This is a genomic window from Streptomyces sp. NPDC097129 (genome assembly GCF_055668065.1).
In genome coordinates, this window is sequence record NZ_JBVOQE010000004.1 from 489847 (window position 1) to 502750 (window position 12904).

Here is a 12904-nt window from a genome sequence, read left to right on the forward strand (position 1 = left end):
CGATTCAGGCCGAACGGGGGTCAGCGGGCCCGGTCCCCGGCAGGGCGGGCGCCCGCGCCGGTACCGTCGTAAGGGACGAGCCGGCACATCTCGTGTGTGCCGGCGGCAGCCACTCGCGTCGAGGTGACTTGTGAAGGCGATCCGTCGATTCACCGTCCGACCCGTCCTCCCCGAACCCCTGCGTCCGCTCAGCGATCTGGCGCGCAATCTGCGCTGGTCGTGGCATACGGAGACCCGTGACCTGTTCCAGTCGGTGGACCCGGAGCAGTGGGCCGAATCCGGCGGCGACCCGGTCCGGCTGCTGGGCAGCGTGCGGTCCGAGCGGCTGGCGGAGCTGGCCGCGGACCGCCGCTTCCTGCGCCGCCTCGCCGCGGCCGCCGGCGATCTGCACGACTACGTCAGCGGCGAGCGCTGGTACCAGGCCCAGTCCGGGGACCTGCCCGCAGCCGTCGCCTACTTCTCGCCCGAGTTCGGCGTCACCGCAGCGCTGCCCCAGTACTCCGGCGGTCTCGGCATTCTGGCCGGGGACCACCTCAAGGCGGCCAGCGACCTGGGCGTTCCGCTGATCGGTGTGGGGCTGCTGTACCGGCACGGCTACTTCCGGCAGTCCCTGTCCCGGGAGGGCTGGCAGCAGGAGCACTACCCGGTGCTCGACCCCAACGAGCTGCCCGTCACGCTCCTGGAGGAGGCCGACGGGACCCCCGCCCAGGTCTCCCTCGCCCTGCCCGGCGGCCGCTCGCTGCTCGCCCGGATCTGGGTCGCCCAGGTCGGCCGGGTGCCGCTGCTGATGCTGGACTCCGACGTCGAGGAGAACGACCCCCGCGAGCGCGGGGTGACCGACCGGCTCTACGGCGGCGGCAGCGAGCACCGGCTGCTGCAGGAGATGCTGCTCGGAATAGGGGGTGTGCGGGCGGTACGGACGTACTGCCGGCTGACCGGGCACCCGGACCCGGAGGTCTTCCACACCAACGAGGGTCACGCCGGGTTCCTCGGTCTGGAGCGCATCGCCGAGCTGTGCGACACCGGGCTGGACTTCGACTCCGCGCTGGAGTCGGTGCGGGCCGGCACGGTGTTCACCACGCACACGCCCGTCCCGGCCGGCATCGACCGCTTCGACCGGGAACTCCTCGCCCGGCACTTCGGGCCCGACGCCGAGCTGCCGCGCATCGACGTCGACCGGGTGCTGCGGCTCGGCATGGAGACCTATCCCGGCGGCGAGCCCAACCTGTTCAACATGGCCGTGATGGGACTGCGTCTCGCCCAGCGCGCCAACGGCGTGTCGCTGCTGCACGGGCGGGTCAGCCGGGAGATGTTCTCCGGACTCTGGCCGGGATTCGACCCCGAGGAGGTGCCGATCACCTCCGTGACCAACGGGGTGCACGCGCCGACCTGGGTCGCCCCCGAGGTGTTCCGGCTCGGCGCCCGGCAGATCGGCGCGCAGCGCGCCGAGGACGCGCTGACCGTGGGCGGCTCGGAGCGCTGGGACTCGGTGGCGGAGATCTCCGACCAGGAGATCTGGGATCTGCGCCGGGACCTGCGCGAGCAGCTGGTGACGGAGGTACGGCAGCGGCTGTGGGCGTCGTGGCGGCAGCGGGGCGCGGGCGCGGCGGAGCTGGGGTGGATCGACGGCGTCCTCGACCCGGACGTGCTGACCATCGGGTTCGCGCGGCGGGTGCCGTCGTACAAGCGGCTGACGCTGATGCTGCGGGACCGGGACCGGCTGATGGAGCTGCTGCTGCACCCCGAGCGGCCCCTCCAGATCGTCGTCGCCGGCAAGGCGCATCCCGCCGACGACGGGGGCAAGAGGCTCGTCCAGGAGCTGGTCAGGTTCGCGGACGATCCGCGGGTGCGGCACCGGGTCGTGTTCCTGCCGGACTACGGCATGGCGATGGCGCAGAAGCTGTATCCCGGGTGCGATGTGTGGCTGAACAACCCGCTGCGGCCGCTGGAGGCCTGCGGCACCTCGGGGATGAAGGCCGCGCTGAACGGGTGCCTGAACCTGTCCGTGCTCGACGGATGGTGGGACGAGTGGTTCCAGCCCGACTTCGGCTGGGCGATCCCCACGGCCGACGGCGCCGGGACCGATCCCGACAGGCGGGACGACCTGGAGGCGGCCGCGCTGTACGAGCTGCTGGAGCAGCGGATCGCTCCGCGGTTCTACGAGCGGGGGCGGGGCGGGCTGCCGGACCGGTGGATCGAGATGGTGCGGCAGACGCTGACGCATCTCGGGCCGAAGGTGCTGGCCGGGCGCATGGTGCGGGAGTACGTGGAGCGGCTGTACGCGCCGGCGGCGCAGGCGCACCGGGCGCTGCGGCCGGATGTGGCGCGCGAGCTGGCGGAGTGGAAGGCACGCGTGCGGAGGGCCTGGCCGGCCGTTTCCGTGGATCACGTGGAGACGTCGGTCACCAGTGCGACGGCGGAGCTCGGGACGACGCTGACCCTGCGGGTGCGGGTCCGGCTCGGTGATCTCGGGCCGGACGACGTGGAGGTGCAGGTCGTCTCCGGGCGGGTGGACGCGGAGGACCGCATCACCGGGGGGACGGCTGTTCCGCTGAAGCCGGTGGGCGGGCCGGACATGGAGGGGCGCTGGAGTTACGAGGGGCCGCTGTCCCTGGAGCGGACCGGGCCCTACGGGTACACCGTGCGGATCCTGCCGTCGCATCGGCTGCTGGCGGCCGGGGCGGAGCTGGGGCTGGTTTCGCTGCCGGCGGAGGAGATGGGGGAGGGCGGGGTGTTGCTTCGGTAGGTGTGCCTGCGGCGGCCCGTTGCTGTCCGGTGGGCGGTTGCTGTCGCGCCTGCGGTGCGTTGTGGGTCGGGGCCGGGGTGGGGGGTGTCCGTCCTCGGTCCGGCCGTCCGTTTCCGACGACGGCGCCCTGTACCGGTGCCGGCCGCTGCGGGCGGACCCCCCACCCCGGCCCCTTCCCGCCGTACGCGGCTGTCCGCCGTCGGGGGCTAGGACTCGTCCTCCGGAGCGCAGAGTTTGCGGAGTACCGTGCCGCAGCGGTGGGCGTAGGCGTGCTGGAAGGCTCGGGTGGCCGCGCCGCCCGCCTTGGCGTACCACTTGGCCGGGCGGCTGAAGGCGGCCACCGTCAGCCAGACCGTGCCGTCGCCGGTGCGGTCGACGACGAAGGCCTCCTCGCCGCTCTCGGGGTGGCCGGGCAGGGTGCCGTAGGCCCAGCCGGCGCGGCGGGGTTCCTCCGTCGTCCAGACGATGCGGCAGGGGGCCTTGATCATGCCGGCGAGGGTGACGGTGACGTCGACTCCCTCGGCGGCGCGGTCCGCGCTCGCGTCGATGCCCACGCCCAGCTCCCGGTGCATCTCCCAGCTGAGGACCGCGTCGGCCGCCCGGCGGAAGACCGCCTCGCCCTCGCCGAGCCGGGTGCGCACGTGCAGGGGGCGGAAGCCGGGCGGGCAGGCGGCGAGATCCTCGCGGGTCGCGCCGACCGCCTCGTACGTGAAGGACATGGGGCCCAAGCGTACGGCGGCACCCGGAACCTCTGGGTTCCGGGTGCCGCCGGGATGATCCGAACGGCAGGGCCTAGTTGACGTTGACCGCCGTCCAGGCGGCGGCGACCGCCTTGTACTCGGCGCTGGTGGAGCCGTACAGCGCCGACGCCGCGTTCAGGGTCGCCGTGCGGGCGGCCTTGTAGTTGGTCGTGGACGTCATGTACGTGGTCAGCGCCTTGTACCAGATCTGCAGCGCCTTGTCCCGGCCGATGCCGGTGACCGCGGCGCCGTTGTACGTCGGCGAGTTGTAGCTCACGCCGTTGATCGTCTTCGCGCCGCTGCCCTCCGACAGCAGGTAGAAGAAGTGGTTGGCGACGCCGGACGAGTAGTGGACGTCCAGGTTGCCGACGGAGGAGGACCAGTAGTCCGCCGAGCCGCCGTCCTTGCTGGGCTTGTCCATGTAGCGCAGCGGGGTGCCGTCGCCGTTGATGTTGATCTTCTCGCCGATGAGGTAGTCGCCCTTGTCGGAGGCGTTGTTGGCGTAGAACTCCACGCCGGTGCCCATGATGTCGCTGGTGGCCTCGTTCAGGCCGCCGGACTCGCCCGAGTAGTTCAGGCCGGCGGTGTTGGCGGTGACGCCGTGGCTCATCTCGTGGCCGGCGACGTCCAGCGAGGTCAGCGGGTCGACGTTGCCCGAGCCGTCGCCGTAGGTCATGCAGAAGCAGCTGTCGTCCCAGAAGGCGTTCACGTAGGCGTTGCCGTAGTGGACGCGGGAGTAGGCGCCGACGCCGTTGTTCTTGATGCCGTTGCGGCCGAAGGTGTTCTTGTAGAAGTCCCAGGTCTCCGCCGCGCCGTAGGCGGCGTCGGCGGCCGCGGTCTGGTCGGAGGAGGAGCTGGAGGCGGTGCCGGTGCCGAAGATGTTGGTCGAGCTGGCCACCAGGGTGCCCGTGCCGGACGTCTTGCGGGCCAGGTTGTAGGTCTTGTGGTTGCCCCGCGCGGTGTCGGTGAGCTGGTACGTCGAGCCCGACTGCACGGTGTTGAGGCTGACGGTGCCGGAGTACAGCGTCTTGCCGGTGCCGGTCGCGTTCTCGATGCCCTGGTACTCGAAGAGCTTCTTGCCCGTGGCGGCGTCGGTGATGACGTGCAGCTGGTTCGGGGTGCCGTCGTCCTGGAAGCCGCCGACGATCGTCTCGTAGGCCAGGACGGGCTTGCCGGTGGCCGCCCAGATCACCTTGCGGGAGGAGTCGGCGGCGGTCTTCTGCGAGCCGGCCGCACGGGCGGCGGTCAGCGCCTGCGCCTCGGCCTTGGCCGGGGTCAGGGCCGCGCTGAGCGAGGCGACCTTGATGGTGGCGTCGACGGCCTTGGTGACGCCCTTGGCGGCGCCGGACGCGGCCTGGTGCACGATGAGGTCGCCGCCGAGGACCGGCAGGCCGCCGTAGGTGCGCTCGTAGCGGGTGTGCGTGGTGCCGTCGGCGTCTCTGACGACGTCCTTGGCGATCAGCTTCTCCTGGGCGCCGAGGCCTATCTGCCGGGCGGTGCCGGCGGCGTCGGCCTGCTTCTCCTGGAGGAGGGAGGTGCGGGCGGCCGCGGAGAGCTGCACCGGGGCCGCGGCGAGCGGGGTGGCGCCGGCCGTGGTCTGGGCTGCTGCGGAACCGGTGGTCAGACCGGTGGTGAGGAGGGCTCCGGCCGCGACGGCGGTGGCAATGGCCAGAGTGGTGCGCTTGTGACGCGCGAAGGGGCTGGACACACAAGCTCCTTGTGGGGGAGACCGGCCGGTTGTGGGGCAACCGGCCGAGGTGGTCGTGAGGTTGTGCGGCGGGTGAGGGAAGACTGGCACCTAGGGCGCGTACATGTCATGACCCCGAGGTGATGTTGGCTGAAAGTTGACTGTCCGGTAAACGTTTCCGCAACGTAAAAAGCGGGCGCCGCCCCGGGAGTTGCACCACCGGGGCGGAACCCTGCCGGTGGGGCGACGGTTTACGGGAAGGTCAGCTTCCAGCCGTCGATGTGGCCGGTGTCGTAGGTCGCCACGTCCTGGACGCGCAGCTTCCAGGTGCCGTTGGCCACTTCGGACGAGGCGTTGACCGTGTAGGTCGCGTGGACGTCGTCCGCCGAGTCCGAACCGCTGGAGTTCTTCAGGCGGTACGCCGTGCCGTCGGGGGCCACCAGGTCGATCACCAGGTCACCGCGCCAGGTGTGCACGATGTCGACCGTCACCTGGAGGTTGGACGGGGCGTTGCCGGTGCGTCCGGTGACGTTGATGGAGGACGTGACGGCCGGGCCGTTGTCCGGAATCGAGACGTCGGTGGTGTTCTCGAACACCGTGCCGCCACCGCCGCCGCCACCGCCCGAGCGGGAGCCGACCGCGACGGCCGCCCACGCGTCCTGCACCGCCTTGTACTCGGCGGAGGTGGTGCCGTACAGCTCACCGGCCGCCGCGAGCGTGCCGGTGCGGGCGGCCGCGTAGTTGGTGGTGGAGGTGAACTTCGTGGTCAGCGCCCGGTACCAGATCTGCAGCGCCTTGTCCCGGCCTATGCCGGTGACCGGAAGCCCGTCCGCGGTGGGCGAGTTGTAGCTGACGCCGTTGATGACCTTGGCGCCGCTGCCCTCCGACAGGAGGTAGAAGAAGTGGTTGGCGACGCCGGACGAGTAGTGCACGTCCAGGTTGCCGACGCCGGAGTACCAGGAGTCGGCCGAGCCGCCGTCCTTGCTGGGCTTGTCCATGTAGCGCAGCGGGGTGCCGTCGCCGTTGATGTTGATCTTCTCGCCGATGAGGTAGTCGCCGACGTCCGTGCTGTTGGCCGCGTAGAACTCCACGCCGGTGCCCATGATGTCGCTGGTGGCCTCGTTCAGGCCGCCCGACTCGCCGGAGTAGTTCAGGCCGGCGGTGGCGGCGGTGACGCCGTGGCTCATCTCGTGGCCGGCGACGTCCAGCGAGGTCAGCGGGTCGGTGTTGTTCGAGCCGTCGCCGTAGGTCATGCAGAAGCAGCTGTCGTCCCAGAACGCGTTGACGTACGAGTTGCCGTAGTGCACCCGGGAGTAGGCGGCCACGCCGTCGTTGCGGATGCCGGTGCGGCCGAAGGTGTTCTTGTAGAAGTCCCAGGTGGTCGCGGCGCCGTAGTGCGCGTCCGCGCCCGCGGTCGCGGCGTTCGACGTGGTGCCGTTGCCCCAGGTGTTGCTGGTCTGCGAGAACAGCGTGCCGGTGCCGGACGTGCCGTGGTTCAGGTTGTACGTCTTGTGGCCGCCGCGGTCGCCGTCGTTGAGCGTGTACGTCGAACCCGACAGGGTCGTCGTCAGCGGGACCGTTCCGCTGTACTGGGTGTTGCCGGTGCCGGTCGCGTTCTCGATGCCCTGGTACTCGAAGAGCTTCTGCCCGGTGGCGGCGTCGGTGATGACGTGCAGCTGGTTCGGGGTGCCGTCGTCCTGCAGACCGCCGACGACCGTCTCGTAGGCCAGGACCGGCTTGCCGGTGGCCGCCCAGATCACCTTGCGGGAGGAGTCGGCGGCCGTCCTGCTGGAGCCGAGGGCCTTGGCGCGCTGCACGGCCCGCTGCTCGGCGGCCGCACGGGCCACCTTGCCGGTGAGGTCGGCGACCTTCAGCTGGGCGTTCGTCGCCTTGATGACGCGCTGGTCCTGGCCCTTGACGCTGTCCACGACCAGGTCGCCGCCGAGGACGGGCAGACCGGCGTAGGTGCGCTCGTAGCGGGTGTGCAGCGTGCCGTCGGCGTCCTTGACCACGTCCCGGACGACGAGCTTCTCCTGCGCGCCGAGACCGATCCGCTGGGCGGTCTGCGTCTTGGCGGCGTCGGCGTCGCGCAGCAGCTCGGCGCGCTGCGACGGGGAGAGCCTGAGGGCCATGTGGGCCGGGTTGGCCTTGCCGGCGGCCGGCGCGTTCGGGGCGGCGCTCGCGGCACCCGACTGGACGGCCGCGGCGAGCAGGGCGGAGACGCCGACGAGGGCGACACCGGCCGCCCGGCGGTGAAGGCTGTGGGAGGTGCGTCTGCGCGAGGAACTGCTTCTCAACACTGACTCCTTCTGCGTGGCCGCGGATCGCGCGGCCAGGGGAGACCGGGCGGCCGATCGAGCCGTCCGGGCAGAACAGGGAGGTGCGTGAACACACGTGCGGCAGTGCGATCGGCGACGGCACAGCGAGGGGCTGTGGGGTTGCTGTGCAGTGGCCGTGGGAAGAGTGGCAGGAGATCTCGACTCCTGTCAGGAGCGCGTCAGGAAGTTGGCTGGAAATCGTCCGTTGACCGGATGTTCATGTTCGGTATGCGAACCGTTGGCCCGCCGCCCGGACGCAGGCCGAGCGGCGCGGGGGAACGCTCGGACGTGGACGAGGACTCGGACGCGGGGGAACGCCCCGACGCGGGAAGGACGTTCAGACTTCCCACTCCGCGGGCAGCCGGCGGTGCCGCCGCAGCGGAGACATCAGGAGCAGCAGCAGGGGTACGGCCATGACCAGCGCGCCCGCCCACAGAGCCGCCCCCGTGGACCCGTACCCGGCGACCAGTCCGCCGGCCAGCGCCCCCAGCGGCGTCGCGCCCTGCGTGACCACGCTGTAGGCGGCCGTGACCCGGCCCAGGTGGGCGTCCGGTGTCACCCGCGCCCGCAGCCCGGCGGTGGACACCGCCCGGCCCACGACGGCCACACTGATGAGCACCTCCGCCAGCGCCATCAACGGCACCGCCGCGTCCTGGACGTCCCCGGCGAGCGGCGCTGCGACGACGGCGACCGGCGCCAGCGCGCAGAACGCCAGCGTCATCCGGATCTCCCCGAACCGGCGCCGCAGCCGGGGAGCCAGCAGGGACGTGACGAACCCGGCGACTGCGCCGAGCGTCGACAGCAGGCCGAAAAGCCAAGCGGACAGGCCCAGTTCGTCAAGCAGGAACACCGGCAGCATGGCCAGAACGACACCCGCGCCCAGATTGTTCAGCGCCGCCTGCTGCAGCAGCAGACGCAGCAGCGGCTGCCGGAAGAGCATGCGCAGACCGTCGGCGGTCTCGCGCCAAAACCGGCGCTCGGCCGCGCCCTTGCCGTGGGCCACGTCACCCTCCGGCTCCAGCCGCCGCAGCAGCAGCAACGACGCCAGATGACACAGCGCGGCGAAGGCGTACAGCAGCGGGGCGGCCACGCTCTGCGTGAGCACCCCCGCCACCCCGGGGGAGAGCGCCCGCAGCGCCGTCTCGGACGACTGCAGGCGGGCGTTGCCGTCCGCCACCCGCCGGCGCGGCAGCACCTGCGGCAGCACACTGCTGTGCGCCACGTCGAAGAACACCCCGGCGAGGCTCACCATCAGCGCCACCACCGCCAGCTGGGCCACCGTCAGGGCGCCCAGCAGATGCGTGGCGGGGATGCTGCCGAAGGCGGCGGCGTACACCACGTCGGCCCCCACCAGCACCGGCTTCTTGCGCATCCGGTCGATCCACACGCCGGCGGGCAGACCCACGGTCAGATAGCCGGCGCGGCTGCACACGAAGATCAGGCTCATGGCGAGCGGCGACGCGTGCAGCAGCACCAGCGCGGTGACGGGCAGCGCGAACCCGGCCACCTCCGACGCCGCGAACCGGAAGTTGTTCGCGGACCACAGGCACCGGAAGCCCGGCACCCGCAGGACTTCGGTGTCGTCCCCGACGGGCGACGGCCCCGGGGGCGCCTTGCCGGAGCGCCGGTCCGTGGCCGTCACGCCAGGCTCTCCCGCCAAGCCCGGTGCAGATCCGAGAACCGGCCCGTGCCCGCGATCAGGTCCGCCGGAGCGCCGTCTTCCACGATCCGGCCGTGTTCCATCACCAGCACCCGGTCGGCGATCTCCACCGTCGACAGCCGGTGCGCGATCACCACCGCCGTACGCCCCTGCAGCACCGTCGCCATCGCCCGCTGCACCGCCCGCTCCCCGGGGATGTCCAGCGAACTGGTCGCCTCGTCCAGGATCAGCACGGCCGGATCGGCCAGCAACGCCCGTGCGAACGCGACCAGTTGCCGCTGCCCCGCGGAGATACGGCCACCCCGCTTGCGTACGTCGGTGTCGTAGCCGTCGGGCAGCGCGCTGATGAACTCGTGCGCGCCGATCGCCTTCGCGGCCTGCTCGATCTCCTCCCGGCTCGCCTCCGGGCGGCCGATGGCGATGTTCTCGGCGACCGTGCCGGAGAACAGGAACGCCTCCTGCGTCACCATCACCACCCCGCGCCGCAGCTCCGGCACGGCCAGCTCGCGCAGGTCCACGCCGTCGAGCAGCACCCGCCCCTCGGTCGGGTCGTAGAACCGGGCGAGCAGCTTGGCCAGCGTCGACTTGCCGGCGCCGGTGGAGCCGACGACGGCCACCGTCTGCCCGGCCGGCAGCGTCAGGTCGAAGCGGGGCAGCACCTCGCCACCGGTGCGGTAGGCGAAGCGCACCCCGTCGAAGACGACCTCGCGGCCGGGCTGTTCGCTGCGCAGCGGCGGCAGTTCCGCGGGCTGCGCCGGCTCGGGCACGGTCGGCGTCTGGGCGAGCAGCCCGGCGATCTTCTCCAGGGACGCGGCCGCCGACTGGTAGGAGTTCAGGAACATCCCGAGCCGGTCGATCGGGTCGTACAGCCGCCGCAGATACAGCACCGCCGCCGCCAGGACCCCCAGCTCCAGCGTGCCGCCGGCCACCCGGTAGGCGCCCCACAGCACGATTCCGGCCACCGCGGTGTTGGCCACCAGGCGGGAGCCGACGACATAGCGGGCCATCTCCAGCAGCGCGTCGCCGTTGGTGCGCTCGTGGCGGCCGTTCAGCACCCGGAACTCGGCGTCGTTGGCCGCCTCGCGGCGGAAGGCGCGCACCGGGCGGATGCCGTTCATCGTCTCCACGAACTTCACGATCACCGAGGCGATCGCCGTCGACCGCTGCCGGAACACCTCGCCCGCCCGCCGCTGGTAGAGACGCACCAGCAGGTACAGCGGTACGAAGGAACCCACCGCGACCGCACCGAGGCCGAGATCCAGCCACAGCAGCATGGCCGAGATGTACACGAACGACAGGATGACCGTCACCAGCTCCTGCAGGCCCTCGCTCAGCAGCTCCCGCAGCGACTCCACGTCCGTGGTGGAACGGGAGATGAGCCGGCCCGAGGTGTAGCGCTCGTGGAAGTCGACGCTGAGCGCCTGCGCGTGCCGGAAGATCCGGCCGCGCAGATCGAGCAGCACGTCCTGGTTGACCCGCGCCGAGGCGGCGATGAACACGAACTGCAGCGCCCCGGACACGGCCGCGCACAGCAGATACCCGACGGCGACCGCGATCAGCGGCCCGTGCCGATGGTCCCGGAACGCCGGTACGGCGCTGTCGATGGCGTACGCCACCAGCAGCGGGCCCGCCTGCACGGCCGCCTGCTGGAGCAGCAGCACCAGCGTGGTGAGCGCGACCCGCGCCCTCATCGGCGCGAGCAGGGAGCGCAGCAGGGCCGCGGTCGCACCCGGCGGGGAGGGCAGGACGTCCCTGTCGAACGGGTCGCCGCCCTCCGAGGTGCGGGGTGGCTGGTCCTCGTCGGCGGCGGGGACGGACGTCGTGGGGGCCGTCATCTCTCGTCCTCCTCCGGGCGGTCCAGGCCCGACATCAGGTGCGCGTACTCGGCGTTGGTGTGCAGCAGTTCCTGGTGGGTGCCGACGGCGGCGATCCGGCCGCCCGACAGCAGCGCGACACGGTCGGCGAGGAGCACCGTGGAGGGGCGGTGCGCGACGATCAGGGCCGTGGTGTCGGCGAGCACTTGGCGCAGCGCCGCCTCCACGGCGGCCTCCGTGTGCACGTCCAGCGCGGACAGCGGGTCGTCCAGGACGAGGAAGCGGGGACGGCCGACGACCGCGCGGGCCAGCGCGAGCCGCTGGCGCTGACCGCCGGACAGGCTCAGCCCCTGCTCGCCGACCTGGGTGTCGCCGCCCTGCGGCAGGGCGTGCACGAAGTCGGCCTGGGCGACGGCGAGGGCACGCTCCAGCTCGGGCCGGCCGGCCCGCTCACCGGCGCCCATCAGCACGTTCTCCCCGACGCTCGCCGAGAACAGGGTGGGCTCCTCGAAGGCGACGGCCACCTTCGCGCGCAGCTCCTCACGGGGCATGGCCGTGATGTCCTCGCCGTCCAGCGTGATCCGGCCGGAGGTCACCTCGTGCAGACGGGGGACGAGCGCGGTGAGGGTCGTCTTGCCGCTTCCGGTACCGCCGACGAGGGCCATGGACTCGCCCGGCCGGATGTGCAGATCGACCCGGTCCAGGACGGGCGGGGCGTCGGAGGGCGCGTCGGGGTAGCGGAAGGTGACGCTCTCGAAGCGCAGGCCCTCGCCGCCGTACCCGCGCCGCTCCCCGGTGACCTCGGACGACTCCGGCGTCTCGTCCATCACCTCGAAGTACCGCTCGGTCGCCGTCGCCGCCTCCTGGCTCATCGCCAGCAGGAAGCCGATCGACTCCACCGGCCAGCGCAACGCCAGCGCCGTCGACAGGAAGGCCACCAGCGTGCCCGTGGACAGGTCACCGTCCGCGACCTGCACCGCCCCCACCACCAGCGCCGCACCGATCGCCACCTCCGGCAGCGTCACGATGACCGCCCAGATCACCGCCAGCAGCCGCGCCTTGCGCAGCTCCGTGCCGCGCAGGGTGCGCGACAGCTCCCGGAAGGCGCGCGCCTGGCTGCGGTGCCGGCCGAAGCCCTTGATGATCCGGATGCCGAGCACGCTCTCCTCGACGACCGTCGTCAGATCGCCGACCCGGTCCTGCGCGAGGCGCGCCACATCGGCGTACCGCCGCTCGAAGACCATGCACATCGCGATCAGGGGCAGCACCGGACCGAGGATCACCAGTCCCAGCGTCCAGTTCTGGGCCAGCATGATCAGCACACCGACGACGATCGTCACCCCGTTGACCAGCAGGAAGGTCAGCGGGAAGGCGAGGAACATGCGCAGCAGCATCAGATCCGTGGTGCCGCGCGAGAGCAGCTGCCCGGACGCCCACCGGTCGTGGAAGGCCACCGGCAGCCGCTGCAGATGCCGGTACAGATCCGCCCGCATCTCCGCCTCGACGTGCGACAGCGGCCGGGCCACCAGCCACCGCCGCAGCCCGAACAGCAGCGCCTCCGCGAGGCCGAGCAGCAGCAGATACAGCGCGCCGAGCCACACCCCGGCCGGGTCGCGGTCGGCCACCGGACCGTCCACCATCCACTTGAGCACGAGCGGGATCACCAGGCCCAGCAAGGAGGCGACGATCGCGACGAACGCCGCCGCGGACAGCCGCGCCCGCACCGGCCGCACATACGGCCACAGGCGCAGCAACGTCCGTACGGCGGACCGGTCCCGGGTGGTTGCACGTGTCGTGGACATCAGCAGCGAGCCTACAAATTGCCACTGACATCGCCCACCGAGTTTCGGACGGAGAGGGCTCCGCCGCTGGTCCTACGACCACGGCCGGGCGGCGGCCCGGAACCCGCGGCGCAGGCGACGTCGTAGTGCCGTATCAA

7 protein-coding genes are annotated in these 12904 nt (G+C 71.9%); 1 reads left to right on the forward strand and 6 read right to left on the reverse strand.

Features of this window, described 5'->3' with window-relative positions; genetic code table 11:
• Positions 1–130 precede the first annotated feature (130 nt).
• Complete coding sequence (locus AC0B9F_RS16075; protein WP_472002925.1) at positions 131–2746, forward strand: glycosyltransferase family 1 protein; 2616 nt, start codon at positions 131–133, stop codon at positions 2744–2746.
• A gap of 206 nt (positions 2747–2952) precedes the next feature.
• Here AC0B9F_RS16075 and AC0B9F_RS16080 read toward each other — a convergent pair whose 3' ends face one another.
• From AC0B9F_RS16080 to AC0B9F_RS16105, 6 genes are all read right to left on the reverse strand, one after another.
• Positions 2953–3465, reverse strand: a complete 513-nt coding sequence (locus tag AC0B9F_RS16080) for a DUF1990 domain-containing protein (RefSeq protein WP_472002927.1) — start codon at positions 3463–3465, stop codon at positions 2953–2955.
• A 73-nt stretch (positions 3466–3538) separates the two neighbouring features.
• Positions 3539–5194: a M4 family metallopeptidase gene (locus AC0B9F_RS16085; protein WP_472002929.1), complete on the reverse strand. Its 1656-nt coding sequence runs from the start codon at positions 5192–5194 to the stop codon at positions 3539–3541.
• Positions 5195–5424: 230 nt separating this feature from the next.
• Positions 5425–7470: a M4 family metallopeptidase gene (locus AC0B9F_RS16090; protein WP_472002930.1), complete on the reverse strand. Its 2046-nt coding sequence runs from the start codon at positions 7468–7470 to the stop codon at positions 5425–5427.
• Positions 7471–7828: 358 nt separating this feature from the next.
• Positions 7829–9133 carry an MFS transporter gene (locus tag AC0B9F_RS16095; protein WP_472002932.1) on the reverse strand — a complete coding sequence of 435 codons (1305 nt, stop codon included), beginning with the start codon at positions 9131–9133 and terminating at the stop codon, positions 7829–7831.
• The gene (locus AC0B9F_RS16100) at positions 9130–10986 is read right to left on the reverse strand and encodes an ABC transporter ATP-binding protein (RefSeq protein WP_472002934.1); all 1857 of its coding nucleotides are present in this window, start codon (positions 10984–10986) and stop codon (positions 9130–9132) included. The genes AC0B9F_RS16095 and AC0B9F_RS16100 overlap by 4 nt, the downstream gene beginning before the upstream one ends.
• Positions 10983–12767 carry an ABC transporter ATP-binding protein gene (locus AC0B9F_RS16105; RefSeq protein ID WP_472002936.1) on the reverse strand — a complete coding sequence of 595 codons (1785 nt, stop codon included), beginning with the start codon at positions 12765–12767 and terminating at the stop codon, positions 10983–10985. Before AC0B9F_RS16105 ends, AC0B9F_RS16100 begins: the two co-directional genes overlap by 4 nt.
• Positions 12768–12904: the final 137 nt, after the last annotated feature.